19 protein-coding genes are annotated in these 22,936 nt (G+C 28.8%); 3 read left to right on the top strand and 16 right to left on the bottom strand.

The window, feature by feature from the left end:
* Positions 1-27 precede the first annotated feature (27 nt).
* The 12 genes from E5347_RS00860 to E5347_RS00805 all read right to left on the bottom strand — a co-directional run bounded on the left by E5347_RS00860 (position 28) and on the right by E5347_RS00805 (position 15,821).
* On the bottom strand, positions 28-828 hold the full coding sequence (locus E5347_RS00860) for an amino acid ABC transporter substrate-binding protein (protein WP_136003623.1): 801 nt from the start codon (positions 826-828) through the stop codon (positions 28-30).
* A gap of 252 nt (positions 829-1,080) precedes the next feature.
* A complete protein-coding gene (locus E5347_RS00855; RefSeq protein WP_136003621.1) occupies positions 1,081-1,725 on the bottom strand; it encodes a hypothetical protein in 645 nt (214 codons plus the stop codon).
* 150 nt (positions 1,726-1,875) lie between these two features.
* A complete protein-coding gene (locus tag E5347_RS00850; protein ID WP_136003619.1) occupies positions 1,876-3,177 on the bottom strand; it encodes a transporter in 1,302 nt (433 codons plus the stop codon).
* Between the two features lie 98 nt (positions 3,178-3,275).
* Positions 3,276-4,634 (bottom strand): FAD-dependent oxidoreductase, encoded by a 1,359-nt coding sequence (locus E5347_RS00845; RefSeq protein WP_136003617.1) that lies wholly within the window; start codon positions 4,632-4,634, stop codon positions 3,276-3,278.
* A gap of 1 nt (position 4,635) precedes the next feature.
* A complete protein-coding gene (locus E5347_RS00840; RefSeq protein WP_136003616.1) occupies positions 4,636-6,186 on the bottom strand; it encodes a DUF4127 family protein in 1,551 nt (516 codons plus the stop codon).
* A 4-nt stretch (positions 6,187-6,190) separates the two neighbouring features.
* Entirely contained in the window at positions 6,191-6,889 is a 699-nt protein-coding gene (locus E5347_RS00835) for a hypothetical protein (protein WP_136003613.1), read from the bottom strand.
* A gap of 257 nt (positions 6,890-7,146) precedes the next feature.
* Positions 7,147-9,078, bottom strand: coding sequence for a leucine-rich repeat domain-containing protein (locus E5347_RS00830; RefSeq protein WP_136003612.1), 1,932 nt, complete (start codon positions 9,076-9,078; stop codon positions 7,147-7,149).
* A gap of 21 nt (positions 9,079-9,099) precedes the next feature.
* Entirely contained in the window at positions 9,100-10,551 is a 1,452-nt protein-coding gene (locus E5347_RS00825; RefSeq protein WP_136003610.1) for a hypothetical protein, read from the bottom strand.
* A 359-nt stretch (positions 10,552-10,910) separates the two neighbouring features.
* A complete protein-coding gene (locus E5347_RS00820; protein WP_136003608.1) occupies positions 10,911-11,696 on the bottom strand; it encodes a MurR/RpiR family transcriptional regulator in 786 nt (261 codons plus the stop codon).
* Positions 11,697-12,065: 369 nt separating this feature from the next.
* The gene (locus tag E5347_RS00815) at positions 12,066-14,216 is read right to left on the bottom strand and encodes a hydantoinase/oxoprolinase family protein (protein ID WP_136003606.1); all 2,151 of its coding nucleotides are present in this window, start codon (positions 14,214-14,216) and stop codon (positions 12,066-12,068) included.
* Between the two features lie 247 nt (positions 14,217-14,463).
* Positions 14,464-15,306, bottom strand: coding sequence for a CvfB family protein (locus E5347_RS00810; RefSeq protein WP_136003605.1), 843 nt, complete (start codon positions 15,304-15,306; stop codon positions 14,464-14,466).
* A gap of 14 nt (positions 15,307-15,320) precedes the next feature.
* Complete coding sequence (locus E5347_RS00805; RefSeq protein ID WP_136003603.1) at positions 15,321-15,821, bottom strand: gamma carbonic anhydrase family protein; 501 nt, start codon at positions 15,819-15,821, stop codon at positions 15,321-15,323.
* 117 nt (positions 15,822-15,938) lie between these two features.
* On the opposite strand from E5347_RS00805, the gene E5347_RS00800 reads away from it, so the two are divergent.
* A complete protein-coding gene (locus E5347_RS00800; protein WP_136003601.1) occupies positions 15,939-16,979 on the top strand; it encodes a PHP domain-containing protein in 1,041 nt (346 codons plus the stop codon).
* A 29-nt stretch (positions 16,980-17,008) separates the two neighbouring features.
* Here E5347_RS00800 and E5347_RS00795 read toward each other — a convergent pair whose 3' ends face one another.
* Positions 17,009-17,341 carry a hypothetical protein gene (locus E5347_RS00795; RefSeq protein ID WP_243109697.1) on the bottom strand — a complete coding sequence of 111 codons (333 nt, stop codon included), beginning with the start codon at positions 17,339-17,341 and terminating at the stop codon, positions 17,009-17,011.
* Between the two features lie 264 nt (positions 17,342-17,605).
* On the opposite strand from E5347_RS00795, the gene E5347_RS00790 reads away from it, so the two are divergent.
* Complete coding sequence (locus tag E5347_RS00790) at positions 17,606-18,073, top strand: Lrp/AsnC ligand binding domain-containing protein (protein WP_136003599.1); 468 nt, start codon at positions 17,606-17,608, stop codon at positions 18,071-18,073.
* A gap of 63 nt (positions 18,074-18,136) precedes the next feature.
* Positions 18,137-18,346, top strand: coding sequence for a DUF378 domain-containing protein (locus E5347_RS00785; RefSeq protein ID WP_136003596.1), 210 nt, complete (start codon positions 18,137-18,139; stop codon positions 18,344-18,346).
* A gap of 101 nt (positions 18,347-18,447) precedes the next feature.
* Here E5347_RS00785 and E5347_RS00780 read toward each other — a convergent pair whose 3' ends face one another.
* The 3 genes from E5347_RS00780 to E5347_RS00770 all read right to left on the bottom strand — a co-directional run bounded on the left by E5347_RS00780 (position 18,448) and on the right by E5347_RS00770 (position 22,822).
* Complete coding sequence (locus E5347_RS00780; RefSeq protein ID WP_136003594.1) at positions 18,448-19,791, bottom strand: DUF2334 domain-containing protein; 1,344 nt, start codon at positions 19,789-19,791, stop codon at positions 18,448-18,450.
* Between the two features lie 86 nt (positions 19,792-19,877).
* Complete coding sequence (locus E5347_RS00775) at positions 19,878-21,626, bottom strand: phosphoenolpyruvate carboxykinase (RefSeq protein WP_136003592.1); 1,749 nt, start codon at positions 21,624-21,626, stop codon at positions 19,878-19,880.
* A gap of 479 nt (positions 21,627-22,105) precedes the next feature.
* Positions 22,106-22,822, bottom strand: a complete 717-nt coding sequence (locus tag E5347_RS00770) for a lysophospholipid acyltransferase family protein (RefSeq protein ID WP_243109696.1) — start codon at positions 22,820-22,822, stop codon at positions 22,106-22,108.
* Positions 22,823-22,936: the final 114 nt, after the last annotated feature.

Below are 22,936 nucleotides of genomic sequence, written 5' to 3'. Positions count from 1 at the left end.
GTAAACGCCTCCTTATTACTTTATTAATTATTTTGCAATTATATCTTCACCAAACCACTTAACAGAAATTTCTCCAGCTGTTCCATCTTCAACTAACTCATTAAATGCTTTATTAAATGCATCAACTAAATCCTTATCTTCTTTTCTCATTCCTACAGCATACGCTTCTGTACCAAAATCTTCAGATAAAATTTTATACTTTTCAGCCCCTCTTTGCTTAGTGTAGTATTTTGCTAATATTTCATCAGCAACTACAGCATCTAATCTTCCTGCTTCTAAATCCATTAATGCTTCATTGTTAGTTTCAAAAGTTACTACTTTACCATCTTTAAAGGTAGTTATAGTATCCCCATCAGCCTCAATTGCATCAACAGCACTTGATTGATTTTGTGCACCAACAACTTTATCTTTTAAATCTGCCTTAGTGTTAATTTTGGAATCTGATAAAGTAATAATAACTTGTCTATTATTTAAATATGGAGTTGAAAATTCAACTTTTTCTTTTCTTTCGTCTGTAATGCTATATCCATTCCAAATAAAATCTATATTTCCGTTCTTAAGTTCCGTTTCTTTCATACTCCAATCTATAGGTTGAAACTCTATTTCCTTATTTAACTTTTCTGAAACAGCCTTAGCTAGATCAATATCAAATCCAACATACTCTCCATTTGAATCTTTAAATCCCATGGGTACAAAAGTATCATCAAAACCTAAAATAAGCTTGTCCTTATCTAATACACTTTGATCTTTCTTTTCCCCACATGATATCAATGATAATGACATAACAGATACTACTGTTAAAGCTAATAATTTTTTCCCAAATTTCATAATTAATTGCCCCCTCTTTATTTTCTTTAAAAACGCTTTTCTTATTTAATACTTTAACACAATAAAGTAATAAAGTCAATAACTTCTTTATCCTAAATAAATTTCTTTTTTATATCTTTCTAAAGTTCCTGTTCCATCATCATCTCTATCAATATATGAAGTCAATTGGCTTAGTTAATCTAGTTATCTTATTATAAATTCCTAAAGAATAAAATAATACACCTCTGATGTTAATTATTAATTTAATTAACATCAGAGGTGTAAATATTCATTATTTAATTCTGTAATATACCTTTTAAAATCATTTTTATCTACTTTCTTAGTTTCAATTAAAAATAAATAATCCATAAGCTTTGGATGGAATTTAAGATTTAATAACTCCTTACAAAAGCTATGAGCTGCTATTTCCCTAGTTTTTAGTATTGAAGATTTTCTCTTTATTGGTCCTATAGAAATTGTCTCCACCTTTTCTAACAATTCGTTTGTATTCTTTTTATTCTTAAACTCCAGGAAGTGATAAAACTCATGTGCCAAATGAATTTGATAAACCTTCTCTCTGCTCACTTTAAATCCTGATTCATTTAAAGATTTATATAGTTGATCTATAGAATTTTTATAAATTGTTATTTTCTTTTCTTTTTTATCAAAGATTATCTCACCTCTTATATCTAATTTCTTAGTGGGACAAGTCTCTTCAATAATTACTTCCACTCCATTATCCTTAAGTAACTTTTCTAAGGTAATATCTTTATATTTCTTAGCTTCTTTTCTACCAATATTACTAGCCTCATTAAGAAAATACCTTATTTTATTCTTTGGTATTTTATGAAATACTATATCTTCCTTTAATTCTAAAAAGGATAAAATTTCATCATTTAAATAATATAAATTATTCATTTAATTTACTCCCCTCAAATTTATCAAAAAAGGCTTATACACCTATCCCTAGCGCCACCACTTTATATTTTGGGAAATTAAGAGTTAAGTTTTGGTTTTTAAAACAACTTAACTCTTAATCCTTCTTTTAAATTAAGAATATTTTCTTAACTAAAATATAGTAATTGCAGTATATATTAAAGCTCCACAAGTTATTATTACTGTGTAAAGTATTGTAGATTTTAATACGGCATTTACATCTACTTTTGCAAAATCACACACTATAACATTATGAGTATTTGTTGGATCAGATATACCTTGAACTACACCTGTAGATCTTAATGCCATACCAATTGCTGCTGGGCTTAATGTTCCTGCTGCAAGCATAACATTTGCGATTCCAGAACCTAATCCATACAGATTTAATGGTCCTCTATATAACGCTAAAGGAGCACAGATTGTAAATAATATTATATATGGAACTGGTGAAGTTGGTAATACTGCTGAAATAAGTGGTTGCATTAATGATACTGTTTGTTCTGCTGCAACACCATTTAATAATATACCAATACCTATCATTAAACCTAAAACCCCAGCAACATCCTGAATTCCTTCAACTAAAGAGCTTGTTGTAATTTGTATGAAATCTCTTGGTTTTGTTACTAATATTGTATAAATAACCGCTGTTAATAAAGAAACTTCAGTTGATAACTTAAAGAAGAATACTAATAAAATTGGTACTATTGGTGCTAGTAAAGCAAAAATATTAACATCCTTTTGAACAACATTTGTTGTTGTTCCTGTTGGCATAGTCCATGTACTTCTTACTGAAGTACCTCTAACATTAATTAATATATATACAACTGTTACAGCTACAGAAATTAATCCTAATACTAAAGAAGTTGATTTTACAAGTTCCATATCCATTCCAATTGCATCAACATAGAATTGATAGTTAGCTACATTAAATAATCCCCCTAAACCAAGCCCCATTAGGAAACAACCGGCAGCTGCTGTTGGTTTAATACCTGCTGATAGCATAAGAGGTATTACTATTGTTGCTACCATTATAACTGCCCCAGCTCCCCCAAGTGCTGAGAAAACTACTGAAACTGCTGCTGTTAATACAAAAGCTATAACTAATGGTTTATCCCCTGCAAGCTCTGCTGCTTTTCTTACTATAGCATTGGATACTCCTTGCTTTTGAATAGTTTTAGCAAACATTCCACCTAATATTGTGGCAATCATAGTTGTTGCTAACCTTGCAGAACCCGCTCCAATAACATGTCCCATTATTGTTTGTCCACCTTCCTCTAACGGTGTCTTGAATGGAACCCCAGCAATCACTGCAATAATAATACCTAGTAAAGGTAAAGCTAATAATGTTGGTAACTTTTTAGCAATCATAAGTCCTGTAATAACTACAAATGTTAATAAAATTAATATTACCTGTAAACTTAATGCATCTCCCATTTTATAATACCTCCAAAATTTTATTATTTTTTATATTCCCCCTAGTTTTTTATACTAAAGGCCTTTTATTTAAACTTGAAACAATAAATAATTGCGATCTAACTTATTACTTGATTTGACTTTTTTAGTTCAATCATTAATTCATTTATCTCTATATCTTTATAAGGTAACTTATTTAATAAAGCTATTTTTGATGCAATCCCTGCTGCCTGTCCTAATGCCATACATATAGGTGATACTCTAACTGAAGCAAATGCCTCATGAGTAGAACTTATTGCCCTTCCAGTAACTAGTAAGTTCTTTATACCCTTTGGAATTAAACACCTGTATGGTATTCCATAATAGTCTCCCATCTTCATTTCCTTAATGGTAATATCCTTCCCTTCTGGATCATGAATATCAATAGGCCAACTACCTAAGGCTACTGTGTCACTAAATATCTTCCCTTGAATGATGTCATTTTCAGTAATTACATACTCACCTACTATTCTTCTGGACTCACGGACACCAATCTCATCTGCTGACTGTAGTAATCTTGAGTTTTCAAAGCCTGGAACATAATTTTTAAGGAATTTATATATCTCTATTACCTGTCTTCTACCTTCTATAGTAGCTTCAGAAAGTTCAAAGCCTTCAATAGATTTTTTATTTATTACTCTACTCATATTTATAGCTACTTCTCCTCTTCTATTTAATTCAAAGAAAAGTACTCTATCTCTATTTAGATTTAAATCATTATTTTTATTAGCTTCTTCCACCTTAGAGAAAAATCCTGAAATCGCTATTCTTTTTACCTCTGATAGAGAGTTGATTTCATTACTTATAACAAATTCATTGGGATGTTTATCTGAATAATCTATTATTTTATCAACATCTACATTATCCATTTTAAACATAAAAGTCATAGGTTGGCATTTTCCATCTACTTCTCTTCCTACCTTCATTTCACAGCCAGCTAGGTAGGCTATTTCAGCATCCCCTGTTGCATCAATAAAATACTTAGCTTTTATATCATAAATACCTGAACGAGTTTTGGCTGTTATACAAGTAACACTATCTTCTTCTTTCTTCACTTCTAAAGCTTCTGTATGATATAAAATTTCAACACCAGCATCAAGTAAATACTCTTGCGCTACATATTTATAAATTTCTGTATCTACTGGAGTTACAGTTGCTGCAACACCTAATGGATCCATTATATGTCCAATAGTTCCACCTTCTTCTTTTATTTTTTCTATAAGTTCTTCTGCATACCCCCTAATTATTTGCTTTTCTCCCGCGTGAAAAGTCATAAGAGGTATAACTAAAGATTTTGTAGCACACCCACCTAGGTATCCACCTCTTTCAATTAAGCAAACCTTAGCATCACCTGTAGCTGCTGCCTTAGCTGCTATTAATCCAGAAGGTCCCCCTCCGATTACTACTATGTCATATTCTTTAAAACCCTTTATATCCATTTTAAACCTCCTGTAATTTTAATTTTATAGAACATTCGGTTTCAAAAACCCTATTCCAAGGTAATGCTGCTTTTACATCAATTTCAGACACCATACCTTTTGCTTCTAAATAATCAATGTTTCTTCCTATAAAATATTCTTTCATTAAAGTATCCAAAGCTTTTTCAACATAGTTATTTACCCTTACATTGATATTTCCCATATTGAAAATACTTAAATTTTCTTCAAGAACTATTTTGGCTGTATCTCTTCTTACAATGCTTTGGTAGAAAAGATCGTCTGCATATCTTTCTAAAAGAAATCTTAAACTATTTATGGAGCTATTTAAGTTTAATTTACCATTATTTATTAAATTACAAATAATATTCCCATGAGCAATTGCAGTACCTAATGCATTACCTGCAGTATTCCAACCGCTGTATGCTTTAATTTTTAATAATAAATCATCTTCTCTTAATCTATCTATTAAATATAAATCTCCACCATTAGCAAGAGATAGGTCTGCTAGGGCTATTACTTTTCCTTTAGAATAGTATTCATTTAGCTTAGATACAAAGTCATCTATAATTTTTTTCTTATTATAGTTATCCATACTATCTTCTGCCATATCTATATAGGGCATATTAGGTGTAGTCACTGCTAATACTAAATCACAGGACTCTATATCATCTACAATTATTGCTCCTAAGCTTTTTAAATGCTCATTAATATTATCTTTTAAAGGCCTATCCTCAAACTTAGGTATATTGTCACTTTCAACTTCATTATCATAAGCAACAAAGACCTTAGGATAGAATTTTGTACTATCATTTATATACCTAGCCAATAAAATTTGTCCTATTTCATCCGCTCCTGGATATACATAAATTTTATCTTTTAAAGAGTATTTATTTATTTCTTCATTTATTATTTTATGCTCTATCCAATGAAGTCCATAAGGCGAGCAGTCTTCTTGAGACATAATCAAGAAATCCAATATTTCATCTTTAACAAGATTAATAGCTTCCATATTCAACATGTGATTTCTTTTTCTCGAATTTAAATAATTATTTAAAACGTTTTCAGGTATTTCAGATATTAACTTATCTAAATTACCTTGTAAATTAATCTCTCCTAAGATTTCAATTTTATATCTTAGCTCATTATATTTATTTATCTTTCTCCACCATACTTCACTTTCATCACCTGAAATGGAAATAGATAGTCTCATAATATTTGAAAAACCATAAATCCTTACTTTAGGGTTTTCTTCTTTAAATTCTCTTACAGCCTTTAATAATTCTAAGGCTTCTTCCTTTGAAGTCTCTGAACTTCTTGAAGCAATTAGCCCTCCATATAAAAGCATATCTAATGATATTAGCAAAACTTGTCCTTTAGTATTCTTTAGCCAATTTGAAATTTCATGGCATTGTCCCTTTTTTAAAAATTGTCCCAGCATTTCTTTAGGTGGTGTTATTATATCAATATTTGATATCCCCCCTAAATCTTTTACTAACGTAAGATTTACTGGTCTATCATCTAAAGGTATATATAAAACCTTTTCATTTTCCATAGTGTTACTCCTTATTAAAGTTATCTATAGTTTCTCTAAACTCTAAAGTTGATTTGTAAATAGATTCTTTCGTCTTACCTGTTACTATAGCTCCTATCATTATGCCATTGATACCAATTTCCTGAAGTATCAAACTTTGTTCTGGGGTTATTTTTCTTTGAGTTGGAATTACAATAGGTGTGTTAGTTGAATTGCGTATAGACTTATATTGTAATATTTCTCTTACAGTAAGAGGCTCACCATAGGTTTGGGGATCCATAATTGAACATTCAAGTATATCTATAGATAAACTATCATAAACTTTAACAAGCTCTATATCATAGTTATCATCTATGGCTACCATTTTATAGATATCTTTCTTCATTATTAATGGATTCATATGCTTATCATATAATGATATAAACTCAAATCCATTTTCCATTATTCCATCTATTTCTGACATTGGAATTTCATTATGCCCACCTGCAACAATACCTAAAGATATATTATGTGTATTACATAAATCCCTTATTACTTTAACATTTTCTAATTCTTCTTGTAGAGACCCAAACCTTGTTTTACTTGCTCTGTGTTCCACATTTAAATGTATTTTGACCATATCTGCTCCAGCTTCAATAGCTGCTTTAGCTAGTTCAACATCATTTGCTGGCAAACTTACAATCAATGTTAACTTTTTTTCATTTAACTTATCTAAAAGATTCATACTGTCCTCCTTAACTATTAATTTAACTATATTTTATCATACCAATTTTTTACTTTCAAGGTTTTTGATATTATTTTTTCATTAATTTGAAAATTTCATTCAGCCAGTGCTATAATTAAGTCTTAGTCCTTAATGAATTTATAAAATCTATAATTATTAACGCTAAAACTTTCATATAAATTCATATCTTAAAGATATGGCTTTTTCCAATCACTAATCATAGCACTTCACTGAACTAAGTAATATTTCTATAACACTTATTTTATTCTTACATCTACTCTTGCTTCAAACTTCTTGCCTTCAGAATTTTTTAATTTTATAGTTACTTTTTCAACACCTTTTTGTACTCCAATTATTGTTGTTGGTGTTTCTCCTATTTTAAAGACCCCTTTATTAGAATCTAGTATTACTTCTACAACCTCTGAATTTAACTTTCTATCACTTCCAATAACCTCAACATAATCTAATAGATTTATTACCTCATCTACTTTTATGTCTATTTTCTTATTAGAAATTGCTTTGATTTCAACTTCTCTATCTAGGAAGTTTCCAGTGCTTACTACTTTAACATTTTCATTGAAATTCAGTTTTGTAAGATAGTTATCTTTAATATTTACTTTCTTTAGCTTTTCAAGACTAGATACTGAATCTGGAATAATTGTTAAATTATTGTCTGCCACCTCAAGAAATCTTAATTCTTTAAGTTCACTAAAGGATTCTGGCATTTCAGTTATTCCATTACCATTCCCATAAAAACCTTGTAATTTAGCTAAAGCTCCAATTTCTGTTGGTAAAGTCTTAATACTATTATTATTTATATTTAAACCTGTTAATGTTAACAATTGTCCAATTTCTACTGGCAACTCTTCTATTTTATTATTATTAAGAACTAAACTATTAATTGTGGTCATAGTAGTTATTTCTGATGGTATCTTTGTAATTTCATTGTATGATACATCAAGTTGTTTTATCGTTGTTATAAGTGGTACAGCTATTAGTTTATTATTAGAAAGATCTAAATATTGAACATTTGCCCAAGATGAAGCTGCTCTTCCATCAACTATTTCATTCTTAGATAGATTTACTTTTCTTAAATTCGTTGAACCACTTAAATCTGGTGTTTCTGTTAACTTATTATTACTTAAATTTACTTCCTTTAATACAGGTAGTGAAAGGCTAAAATCTAAGTTTTCTATTAAATTATTTGATAAATTTATTTCACCAATTTTAGTTGAGCCATTTATACTACTTGGTATAGAAGTTATTTCATTGTTATTTGCTGATAAAGTAAATAAGTTTTTCAAATTACCTATACTATCTGGTAGTGATGTTAATTGATTTTTAGCAACTCTTAAATAATTAAGGTTAGTTAATGTTCCAATAGATTCTGGTAGCGATGTTAACTTATTATTGAAAACACTTATATCTCTTAAAACTGTTAACTTTCCAGCCTCTATTGGTAACTCAGTTAACTCATTGTCATAAGCTATTAATCTTTGTAATGATGTTAAATTATTAATTTCAACTGGCAATGATGATATTTTATTTTGAGATATATCTAATCTATCTATGGTCTTAATATTACATACTTCTACCGGTATTGATGTTAAGCCATTCTCTGATATATCAAACCAACGTAATTTAGTTAAGTTACCAATGAATCCAGGTATTTCAGTTAACTTATTTCTTGATAAAATTAATTTATCTAAGGACTTTAAGGTTGTAATTTCTTCTGATAATGAAGAAATATGATTTCCTTCTAAGTTTAATTCTATTAAGTTTGGTAAATATCGTATTCCTTCAAGAGACTCTATTCGTTCTTCATTAGCAAGTAAGTATTTAACTGCTTGTAACTTTCTTAATGTAACTGTGTCTTCTTCAAGACCTGGTATTCCTTGAGGATTTGCAAAGGCAGTATACGTTACATTTCTTACAACTACCTTTCTTAAATTTTCATCCGGAAACATTACCTTTAGTTCATCTTCTGAAAGTACTTTATCTAACTCTGTTTCATCAATTGTAATATTTTCTGCTTTTTCTTCACTTTCCACTTCTTGAATCGTATCTATTTGTTTTTTATTTTCTAATTCATCTGCAAAAACAGTACTAATTTTGTAGCTTGAAATAGCTGATGCTGATAATGCAATAGCAATAATTATAGCAATTTTACTTTTTGATTTTCTTATCATAATATAACCTCACTTATAATCTTAGTATTTTAAAAGTATTTTTATATTGGTCCAATTAGCAACAGGAGACTCTTCAAATGAATTTGCATTGTTTTTAAAGCCTGTTAATCCCATAATCGTAGGAGATTCTTGATAGGTTTGTCCGAAGTCTTCTGATATAACAAACATTGTGCTATTTTCTTTATCTCCATCAATATATTTTGGTTTCATATATTGAGAATAAAGTGGTGCAACCGCCTCCCAAATTGGATCATAAGATATCTTTCCATCAATTGCATAATCCGGATTAAATAAATTCTCTGCTGTTGAACCTACAGCTCCAATTATTCCATAGTGTGGTTGTTGATTAAATTGTCCATCTATAAATGCTTTTTGATCAACGTTATAAGCCAAGAATTTTGCATGATTTGCTGGAACTAATTGAATTCCACCTGAGTAATGAGAAGCATTTCCCCAGTTAGTTCTACCAGTTTTAGGTGAAGTTGATAAACAAATTACACCTGGATGACTTGCCCTAAATGTACCAACATGTGAATATTCACTTCCACCAAATCTTCCTGTACCCTTAACTCTTTGAATTATATCTGCTATATGTTTTGATGTACCATCTTCGTAATTTAATAGTACTCTACCATTAGTATCTTTATATTCACCATTTACTGTATCTCCAGCTGCCCAGTTTTCAAATTCTATACTAGTAGGTGAACCAATATCTATTGAAGGCTTACTTACTATTATCTTTAAATCTTCTGGTATTGGTTTATCATAAGAACCATTGTAATAGTAATCTAATGACTTCCATTCTCCATCACTATCTAAGAAGTGTACTGGGTTTCCAACAAAGGCTCCACTAATACCTCCGAATATTTCAGTTCCTCCAGCCATATCTGTATAAATAATATTGTCAGCGAAGCCTGCTGTATTATTTATTGCTGCAAAGGAATAATCTTCCTCAGTACCTATTGTAAATTGCTTAGGCATCCATACACCTGCAGCCTCTATATCCTTTGGTGATAAACTTGGAACTGACTCTTTAGTTATTTCTGCAGCCTTTATTGGATCATAACTTTCATTAGGACCCACCCTTATGTGTACATTATTTGAAGCAGTTGCAGTTATACAAGAGTGACTACCATCATTACCTGCATCATAATGTGAGGCCCAAAAACCTGCTGAAGAATCAGCTGAATATTTACCTGCGCGTATTACATTACCCATTGTTCTTGTTGTGCCATCAGGATATTGTTGATATATACTTCCACCATCTCTGTTTTCAATATATACTTCATACATTAGTTCAAGATTTGGAGTATTTTCCTCTTTTACTACTTCTGGAATACTCGCATTAATACTATCCGCAACATTACTACCTTGTACTTTTTCAACATTTGCGCTTACATTAGCACTTAAAACTCCTACCGCTATAACTACTGATGCTAAAATACACATGATTTTTTTTCTTTTTCTGATCACTTTTCTTTTCCCCCTCATTTTTTAATTATGTGGGTCATAAACCCTTAAAATAATAACTCTTATTTTAAGTCAAAACTCTAAATGAATATTGTTTACATCTTTTGTTACATTCCATAAGCTTATTGAAATTTGTTATTAACTTTGCTAGTCTTTGAGAAAGAATTAATATAAATTAACTTTTCATCCATTTTTTACTACGTATTAATAATACCACCCTTGAAAACGTTTAGCAATAGTTTTTGATAGTATATTTTCATTTTTTTGAATTTTAATTCCATATTTGAAAATTATTTTTATTAAAATGAAAAATGCTATCAGTTTAAAAGTATTATCTTTTTTAAACTGATAGCATTTAAAATTTATTTGATAGAATTCTTTCTAACTACATTTATATATAATAATTCTAATACATATTTTTCTATAATTTTACTTTGTATGACTTTATCATCTACATCAACTTTATGCGAATTATAGTTAATAGTAATATCACTTACTCTAGCTAATTTTGATAACAAATTTTCAGTAATAGCTATAACATTAACTTTATTTTCTCTAATATTTTCAATTACAGAATTTATTTCAACAGTATTTCCCTTACGTGAAATAACTATAATTACATCATCAGATTTTAAAAATTTACTTACTGCTGATAATGCATTTATATCCCTAAAATAACTACAATTTAGCCCCAAATCCATAAATCTATAATAAGCATCTTCTGCCAATACCCCTGAGTATCCAACTCCAACAAAGTATATTTTATTTGCCTTTAAAATTCTATTAGTAGCCTCTTCAATATAATCATAATTAAGAGCCTTTAAATTATTAAATATTGTACTGCTAATAGAATCTCCTAGCTTCCTTGCTATTAACTCTACAGAATCCTCTGGTAAAACAGCTTCTTCTTTTATATCATCTTCTGTTATACCTTTATTTTGAAACTCTTGTACCATTGTCATTTTAAACTCAAGAAAACTTCTAAAGCCTAATTTTCTACAAAATCTCGTGACAGTGGCTTCACCTACCCCGCAGTTATTTGCAATTTCTGTAACTGTCATATATATACTACTATTCATATACTCTTGTAAATAATCTAATATCTTAACCTCTGACTTAGTTAAGTCACTTTTATCCTTTACCATCATCACTATATTCACATACCTTTATTTTATAATTTATTAGTAAAATTTATATTTGACTTTCATATATCTAATGCAAATAATAAGTACATCTATGATGTCTTACACATTCTAATTCCAACACATTCAATATAAACTCTTCAATCTTTCAATTCATATTTTACTACTATTAAAAGACAACCCAAATATTTTCTACTCCATATATCATTATAATTTATATTATTTCTTAATGCTACTATTTTTACCAATCAGTTGCCTTAATCTCCTAAATTCAACTCTTCTCAATAAAGGTTTAAATATTATATTTCTTATCTAGTAAAGCTAGGACTAATACAATTTATGCTATTAATTCCCAGCTCTCCATTTTTATTCTTACTAATTTTCCCTTGAAGCTACCGCAATAATTTGACTATCTTCATCAATAAATTCCAATTCCATATTAACAACAGATATTAATTGCTCTTTACTTGTCATTCCTGATAAATCTACTTGTTTTTCCCCAAAAAATAAATATACCTTAGGAAGAATTCCACCAGCATCTGAATATGTGGTCATATGGTCTACAAATTCAGAAAATCTATAGTTAACATCTCCTTTAGTTACCCTCAATATCTTTCCATTATCTTTTTGAAGTCTTATTACCCCTTCATTATCAATAACTCTTACAAGATATTTTTTCTTCTTTACTAATCCAAATAATTTCTTTTCTATTTTATTAGCTGTAAAAGCATTCCATCTACCAGTCTTAGCTACTAATTCAATTTCTTCACATTGGACTCCTGTGGCTGTTACTGCTATTTCCCTTAATTCCTCATCGGTCTTTTTAGCAGTGTTTAAATCCTTAGTTCTAAGCTCAGTTGCACCTGTTGCTACAGCTCTTAAGATATTTTTCTGTGAATCTACTTCTATTGAAATTTCAACAGTACTTGGATTCGCTCCTGCTTTAGTTACTGCTTCCATAACATCAGCTCTTATTCTTCTAATATCATTTTCTGTTGGATTGGCTACATTTCTTTCAACCTGCTCTCTTACAAGAGCTAGGGCAACACCTATGGTAGATATATATGGAGCATTTTTGGCAATATTAAATTTCATATCCATCATTTCACCTAAATAAGGTGTAATAATTGAAGCTGAACCTCCACCCCCAACTAATCTTATAATTGAAGTATTTAAATCATATTCTTTAATTAAATTCTCAACTATAACCTTAACTTTTTTAATAGCTATATTCATAGCTTGAGTACATGCTTCTTCTACTGATATTCCTATTTCCTTTGCTAATACTTCCCAGCCTTTTCTTCCAGCTTTATCATTTCCCCTTGCATAATCATTTTCTGGAACATATCCTAATATATTTGCAGCTCCTGCTACTGTTAATGCATAGCTATATCCATTATCACATTCAATTGCTACATAATTAGCTTTATCATCTTTTCTTGGCGCTATATATTTAACCTTAGGATTTGACATTTTACTTTCATCTGCAAAAATTTCATATTCTTTATCAGCAATATGAGCTGATCTTGGTCCAACATCAACTATTTTACCATTTTCAACAACAATCATACTTCCGCCTGCAATACCAAGAGTTCTAACATCTAATGATGTTAAGTAAAGCTTATGGCCTCCAACTTCTGCATTTTTAATCATTACTTTCCCATCTTTTATTACAGATATATCTGTTGATGTTCCTCCTACCTCAAAAAATATACCATCTGAAACTTTTTCATACATAAGTGCACCAGCAACTCCAGCTGCAAGACCTGATAACATTGTTAATATTGGACGTTTTCTAACTTCCTCTACAGTCATAACACCACCATCACATCTCATTATCATAAGTGGCTTTTTAATATTGGCATTTTTAACTGATGTTTCTGTCATATTTGCAGTTTCCATCATCTTAGGAATTAAAGCTCCATTAACTACAGCTGTTCTTGTTCTAGCCATTAACCCATATAGCTGTGATATTTCATATCCACCAGTAGCATATAAACCTTCTTTATTACAACTTTCAATTACCTTAATTTCATTTTCAGGGTTGTCCACTGAATATGCTTCCGAAGCAACTATTACCTCTGCTCCATTAGACTTTAATTTTAAAATAGCATCTTTAATTCTTTCATCAGTTAAATTTCCTGAATCTATATAACTATGAACTGTATGAAGATATTTTCCAGCAGCTAGTTCAATATCTCCAACATTTGTTTCACCCTTTGCTCTTTCACCTTCAAAACCTTTCCCCATACCTATAATACCAGTTTTAGCTACATCACCTTCTAAAAGAGCATTAGTAGCTTGGGTTGTACCATGAGCAATAAATACAACATCATCTGGAGAAATTTTATTATCTTTTAATACTTTATTTATAACTGTAACTATTCCCTTTGCTACCCCTTCTTCAGCATGATGAGTAGTTGGGATTTTATCTTTTGCTATAATTTCATATGTTTCATTATCTATTACAGCTGCATCAGTAAATGTTCCCCCAACATCAATTCCTATTCTTACTTTTCTATTCATCTCAATACCACCCTTTATATAATAAATTCAATTTTTTCTAATCCTTTACATTTCAATTGTATCATTTTGATATTTCTTTTTCAATACTTTGAAAATATCTTTCTTGCTTTATATGAAAAGTCTTATTAAAAATATATCTATATCCTTCAACTATCTCTAATCCAATAAACTTATATCTGAAAAAAATAAATATGGCTGAATCGAAGTTTAAATAATCTTCGATTCAGCCATTCTAAACTGTACTATACTATATTAACTTAGTTCCTTCTTTTTCTTGAACTATTTTACCATCCTTCATAAGACCACCAAGTGCCATTTTGAAGTAATTCTTACTTGTATTGAAAGTAGCCTTGATATCTTCTGGAGATGACTTGTCATTAAATGGCATAAATCCACCATTTTTCTTTAGATATTTTAAAATATCTTCTTTTATTTGATCTCTTTCGTTTAATCTAGTCTTTCTTGGAGTAAGACCAATTATTCCATCTTCATATAATCTCTTTACTCTAAGTTTCATTTCAGTTCCAGGATATATTTCTGTATAATATTCATTAGCTAAAATAAGGCCTTTATATTTTCCTTCTATAGCTACATGAACTGATCCATTTTCAGTTTTTCCATAAACTTGAGCTACTACTTCATCTCCAACCTTATATTCAACTTCTTCTTCTTTTGCATTAAGAATATAGTTTTCTACATCTGTAGTCGCTGCAAGTCTTCCAGTTTTATCTACATAAATATAAAATAGGTATTTTGTTCCAGTTTGTAGTTTGAATCTTTGTTCTTTTAAAGGTACAAAAATATCTCTGTCTAATCCAAAATCTACAAATGCTCCAAATTCGCTTTGGAATACTACCTTTAAGTACCCAACTTCTCCAACTGTTACTAAAGGCTTTTTGAAAGTTGCTATTGGTCTATCTTTAGAATCTCTATATACAAATACTTCTACATTATCTCCAACTTCAATTTTTCTTCCTTCAAGAACTGATTTAGGTAAAAGTACAGTCTCTCTACCTGCATCCCCTAAATAAAATCCAAAATCCTTTTCCCTTTTAACTTCTAATAAATTATACTCACCTATATTAATCATATTTTCTCCTTGTCTTACATATATTTTCTGCTAATTTCCACATAATTATTTGCAGATTTTTCTATGTTTTTTATTTCATCTTCATTAAGCTTTCTTACAACTTTTGCTGGACTTCCCATAATTAAAACTCCATCTTCAAACTCTTTTCCTTGAGTTACTAAAGACCCTGCTCCTATTATAGTATTTTTGCCAATTTTAGCTCCATTTAAGATTATAGATCCCATTCCTACTAAAACATTATCTGATATAGTGCATCCATGTATAATAGCTCGATGTCCTATAGTAACATTATTTCCTATATATGTTCCAAGTTCAAAATCTACATGTACTACTGAGTTTTCTTGAATATTAGTATTTTCTCCAATGAAAATATTACTCATATCTCCTCTAATTGTAGTTCCAAACCAAATATTTGCATTCTTCTTAATTACAACATCCCCTATTATATCAACACTATGAGAGATATAGCAAGTCTTATCGATAACAGGTTTAATACCATTAAATTCTAAAATCATTTCATCACCCTTTAATTATATATTTAAAGTTATTTTATCACTCATTAATATTATTGTCATTATTTCCACTTATTAAATACTATATATAGATAGATAATAATTTATAAGGGGCTTATTTTGGGAAGAAAAAAAATAAAAGAAATAAAAGAATTTGATACATCTAATATACGGTACTATTATGGTATTCCTCATTGTCATACAGAGTTTTCTACAGGCAAAGGTTCTCCCATGGAAGCTTATGAATATGCATATAGGGCTGGATTAAATTTCTTATTTATTACAGATCATAATTCTCATTTATCTAAGGAAATTAAAATAAAAGATTCTAAATATGATAAATATGAAGGTACAAAGATTTATGCCTCAAAAATAAAAAAGAAAATTGATAATTTCTTGCCTATGGTTGGCTTTGAGTGTAAAACTTCCCAGTTTGGGGATTTAAATATTATTAATTCAGAAGGCTTCTTTTCTGGTGTTGTACGTGATTTAAGATTTTTAGTACTTTGGATGCTTAATAATGAAGATTCCTTTATCTCAATAAATCATCCACATAAGAATATTATAAACTTACCATATAATCCAATTCTAAATAAATTAATAACATCAGTAGAAGTAGGTAATGGTAATCCCTCTAGTAAATATACAAGACACGATAAGTACTACTTTAACTTATTAGATGCAGGATGGAAGCTTGGGGCTATTAATGGTCAAGATAACCATAAAATTAACTTCGGCGATTCTGAGAACTTAACAGTTTGCTTATGCAATAGCCTATCAACAAGCAATATAGTTTCTGCTTTTCGTGAAAGAAGAACATTCTCTACAGAATCACGATATTTAAAACTATACTTTACAGCTAATAATGGATTTATGGGAGAAGAAATTTCTATTAATACTAATAAGATACGTTTTATGATTTATTCAGAAGATATAAGATATAAAATACGAGAAATACAAATTTTAACTAATAAAGGGAAAATAATAAAAACAATAGAAAATATAGGTTTAAATAGTATTAAGTATTTTTATGAACATAATAGGGAAGATAATGAAACCTGGTATTTAATTAAGATTATCCAAGATGATAATAAAATAGCCTTTAGTTCTCCTATTTTTATAAATAATTATATTAATGAAAATAAACATGGAATGCAGTAGTTGCATTCCATGTTTACTTCAAACTTTTATTATTTTTGATTTTTAATATGTTTGACTCTATTTGGTTTAGCTTTAGGTCTAATTTCTATCTTCTTCTCTTGTTTCTTTGGTCCACCAGTGCTTTGTATATCGATAAACCACATAAAGAACCAAACTACAACTAAAGTTAGTCCCATAGTAACCCACGTATTATCAATTTTCACAAAAATTTGAACTGCAAATAATACTAAAGATATAGCTAAAGGAATCCATTTATTTATTCTTACTCTAGAAAATACATATTTTCTACCGAAAGTGAACAATAAAATCATTAATCCAATTGTAATTGCAAAATAAGCTATTGTAGATAAAACATTCATCATAATATAATGCCTCCTTATTGTATCTATATAATATATTAAAAGAAATCCTCTACATTTTCAAGTAATATAAATTTAATTATTTGTAAAAGAAATACTATTCATAAATTAATATCAATTAATTCTTATTATAAACTAAAGCCATAAATTGTTAAAATAATAAATTTTTATATTTTTTTTATTAAATTTATTAAAATACCCTTCTATTTTAAAAAATTATTTGATAGAATATAGTAAGAAATTATAAAATGTTAATGAGGTGGTCTTATGAGTTTGAATTTATCATATCAGTTAGACGAATTAGATTTACAAATCTTAGATTTGTTAATTAAAGATTGCAGAACTCCTTACCTAGAAATAGCTAGAATTTGTCATGTAAGTGGTGGAACTATTCACGTTAGAATGAAAAAAATGGAGGAACTTGGTATTATAAAAGGTACTAGAATACTTTTAAATTTACCAAAGCTTGGATATGACGTTTGTTGCTTCGTTGGTATCTACGTAGATAAAACTTCTTCTTTTGATTCAGTGTTTGAAGAATTATCTACAATAAAAGAAGTGGTTGAATTACATCTAACAACAGGAAATTATTCAATTTTTGCTAAAGTAGTGTGCAAGAATATATCTGACCTTCAAGATATACTTTTAAACAAAATTAATTCTATTAATGGAATTCAAAGAACAGATACAATTATTTCTTTAAATCAACCTATAGATAGAAATATAAGCTTCTAACTGAATAATATCATCCCTTTTGGTTATAATAATATTTGTAAATCAATAAAGGGAGTGATATTGTTGAAAGTACTTGATGCAATCATGCTTATACTAGTTATCATAGGTGCAGTTAACTGGGGACTCATAGGTTTCTTCCAATTTAACTTAGTTGATAATTTATTTGGAGTTGCTTCTATTTTTAGTAGAGTAATTTACGCTTTAGTAGGTGTTGCTGGACTATATAGCATTTCATTTTTCGCAAAAAGTAAGTATATGAGTTCTAATGATTAATTATAATTATAAAAAGATAGGGAGTATTTGATACTCCCTATCTTTTTCAATTTCATGTAAAACCTCTACTTTAAAAGCAAAATATTTTTTCTTTACTAATTCTATATTTCATTAATATCACTAAATCTGTATCCTAATTCATCCGCTAGACTTACTATCTTCTTAAGTATTGAATTATCATCATACTTAAAAATAATTTCTCCATTATTATCAATAGAAACATCTATGCTATTAATCTCCATACTTAAATGATAAAATAAACTAAATTCTTGATTTTTATTTTTTCTTATCCTACTTAGCATCCCTTCTCCAGTATCATCCTCTACATAACTTAATGGAGTTGGAATATATTTAGTAATTCTATTATTCTTACTTGTAATTATCTTTTTATTATAAATTCCTATTGCTGGCTCATATATAATTTTGAAATATTCCTCAAATATTTTCTGCTGACTAGCTGTAGTATTATAATGGGGAGTCTCCCAGTAACTAATTGGAATATTAATATTATTTGCTATCTTTAATGCACTTTCTACTCTACCTCTTATTTCTTCAGGGTCATTACAATTATCATCACCAAATTCTGCTCCTATTACGCTATCAGTATCTTTATATTGATGAGTATATCCATGTAAACCAATATTTCCGCCTCTGTTTATCAAGTAATCTAACGTAAAAATAAAGTTAGAATTTTCCATTGTTTCTTCTTTAGAAATATCATTATCTATTTTATCATTATTATTTATATACCTTGGTATCCATGAAACACTAAAAGATTCATCATTTTCATTCATATAGTCTGCTACTTTCCTTATCTTTTCTAAGGCAGATTGTGAAAGATATACATCTCCTGCTGTAAAATCCTCAAATCTTATATAACCTTTCTTATTTTTATCTCCATGTATCTTTTCCTTCGGTTTACTAGCTTCCTTCTTTGATATATAAATTTTATTACTTTCATAATCCCAATATGTATTAAGATCTAAAATTTCGCATAAATCAAAAATAGAAATATAATATTCTCCATCTGCTTTAAATATATCACCTCTTAATGGAGTTTTGCTTTCATTTTTATAAAAAGTTTTATCCTTTAAATCTACATTTATTATATTTCCTATTGCTATTTCATTATCATTTACTTTTTCATTCAATCCAAAATATTTTATAAAATCAGATATAGAAATATAAAGCCTATTATCTTTATATAGTATATCTTTTTTAAAATTCATCTTATTATTTCTAAATAAAAACGAAACCTTATATGGAACCTTTTTTATTTCCTTACTTTTTTCATTATCAGAATATAACTCTTTTAAGAACTTTTGCCCTTTAGTAGTACCATAACTATGACTAGCACCATAAATTCTATAGGCAGGCAGATGAAATAAAGAAATTACTATTGTTGCTATTAATACAATTAAAAATGATTTCATATTTTTTCTCATTAATACTCATCTCCTACATAATAATATATTGATAACTTATTGTACATCAAAAAAAGCCTACTTTAAAGGTAGGCTTTATTACAAATTTATTTTATATTTCTAATTATATCAAATAATTCTATTGCAGCTTTTCTTGGGCCTTCTTTTTCTTGCCCTTCTAATGCTAGACAAGTTTTAATTTGTCCAACTTTTACAGTTCCATTAAACATTGCATTAAAGTATCTTTCAATTAACACATCTGTTTCATTTTGTTTTTGAGCTGGTCCAAATGGATTTGCAAAGTAACTTTCAACAAGTCCTTTCTCAGAAGTAGTTCCCTTAGCCATTCTCGCTCCTGATTTAAATACTTTTATAGCATCTTCTGGATTTTTAAAGTATTCTATAGAATTTTCACCTTCTGCAACATCTGTATAATTATTTGCATATAAGAATAAGTCAACTTCATATCCTCTCACTACTTCTTTATATGGAGCAACAGGCATTACTAATCTTGCATTTATCTTATCTGGGTTCATAAATATACTTCTATCGATTTCTTTAAATGCATATCCTTGATCTAAGTCATCTAATCTTACAAAGGCACCAATTTCTGTACCATATCCAATTATCTTACCATCTTTTTCTTTAAATGTACCCATATCATCGAAGATAACAGTCATATCACTGATATAATCTTCACTTAAAGTTCTAAATGCTTCTAAGCTTTCAGACTTACCAGCACCACTATCTCCCATAATAACTACATTTGCATTCTTTCCATCTTTAAGCACTATATTTACCATAGCACCATGAATTGGTAGATATCCTCTTTTTATCATAACTAAATTATGAAGTGTAAGTGTCATCTTCTTCATATATCCGAAGTAATCTATTTCTTCTGAATGATTTACATAACCAACCATTATATCATTATCTTTATCATCATAGAATACAGTCTTCTTGTCGCCTTCTCCATCTTTAGCTCCAAATACATAAACTAAATCCGGCTTCTTTCCTCTGTATTCTTCTAATCTTGCAAGCTCAAAAAGGTTACATAGAGTTATTCCATGTTGCATAAAATCTCTATGGAAATAAATAAATGCAAGTAATTCCCCTACCTTAGCTGGATAACAGAACCAATGATCCTTATTTAAATTAGTATAATTTAATGGATTTTTTGATATTTCACTAAACATACCACTTCTAGTATTCTTTTTAGGATAAGTAATAAATGGAGTTTCTAATAAAATACTATCGATAAATTCAATATCTTCTAAAGCTTCATATCCTTTTGGTAATGGCCATAATACTTTATTTAAGATAATTGATGCATTACCTCCAACTGGAATTTGTCTAAATACACTTGGTTTATATCCTAAAACATTCTTTTCTATCTTTCTATATAGTTTTAAGATTAAATTTGATAAAGATGAATTTGCTTGAGTAAAGCTAACTGCTGATAGTCCCTCTTGTAACTTATTGCTATGAACTAAAGTATATCTTTCTAGTCTTCTCCAAAATAAATATAAATCCTCAATAAAAGCAATAAACTTGTCCTTATCACTAAATAATTCTTCGAAGTTTGGATTTGCTTCAATAATTTCTTGAACGTTCATAACTGTACAGTATTTAAATACCCTTGTAAGTGCATTAGATATCTCATGTACATCATCAGTTTTTAATGAATCTCTTAAATATCTAAAACTTAATGTAAGTTTCTTTTGAGACTTTAATAAATAGTTCTCAATTACTCTTCTAAAGCCATCACTTTCAACTAACTCCTCAAATGTAGAACAATACTTAGCAGTAAAATTTATTAATACCTTATCATTGCTTAAAGAAAACTCTTTACGCATATTTCTGCCCCCTTTTGAAATATATGTCGTTTAAAAATTTCATTTTCACTTAATTTTTATCTATTATATCATATATTATGCAAGTTTTAAAAGAACATTTTTTCATTTTTTAAAATTTTTATCTCTTTCTAACATCAACCTCTTCTGTAATCGTAAATACTGTGTTTATACCTCCTATTTTTATTGATTTAATAAAAATATCAAATAAAAAACTCATACTGATTATTCGCATTTAAAAGTTTTTAAATATTACTTTTATTTAAATGGCCTTCAATTTTACTATATTCCAAATTAATATATAAGGCTTATTATAAATTATACGAATTAAAAAAGAGTTATTACTTAAAACATTCTGCTTGTAAGTATAACTCTTAACAAATAACAATTTATGACGTAATTCCTCCAGAATTACTAAATTTATTTTCAAAAAATGCATTAGAAGTCTTATCTTCAATTATCTATTATAAATTCCATTTATGCTAAGCTTCTTGATTTAAATTTTTTGCAATTATAGATCTTACCTTATCCATTAACTGCTTTTCTTCTTCTCTTGTAAGGTCAGCAGTATATATAGGTTCTCCAAAGGTTACTGTAATATCAATAGGCTTAAACTTCCCATCTATTTCAAAAGCCCTGTATGCTCCATCTATAGTAACTGGAACTACTGGTGCTTTAGCCATTGTAGCAAGCTTTAAGCTTCCCTTTTTGAATTCTCTAAGAACTCCATCCTTACTTCTAGTTCCTTCTGGGAAAATAGCCATACTATAGCCATTTTTAATATTTTCGCTACCTTCTCTAATTACTTTAATTGCCTCTCTTGGATTTTCTCTATCTAGAGGGACACAATTATATTTACCCATCCAATACCCTATAATAGGTGTTTTAACCATTTCCTTTTTAGCAACAAAACCCATACATGTTCCAACTGAGTCAACTAATAAAGGTATATCTAATATACTTGTATGATTACCTATGTAACAGCATGGCACATCTGGAATGTTTTCCTTACCTATTACAGTAACATTCATTTCAATAGCTCTATGAACAGTATATTTAGCCCAATCTAATCCTACTTTACCTGCATAGTCAACTGCAGCCCTTTCCCCCTTAGTTTTAAGAATATATATTCTTTTAATTGCTTTTAGCTGCATAGCCAGCATATATAACCCATAATGTATAACTTTAAAAAACTTCACATCTATTCACCACCATCACTTATTCTTATCTTATTATATAAGCTCATTTCTTTTTCTTCAATTATATTTTAATATATATGTGTCAATAATATTTATATTAAAGTAATATTATTA

This window comes from Clostridium sartagoforme (assembly GCF_004794105.1).
GTDB lineage: Bacteria > Bacillota > Clostridia > Clostridiales > Clostridiaceae > Clostridium > Clostridium sartagoforme_B.
The sequence above is the reverse complement of the archived record's forward strand: the minus strand, read 5'-3'. Positions and strand labels throughout refer to the sequence as shown.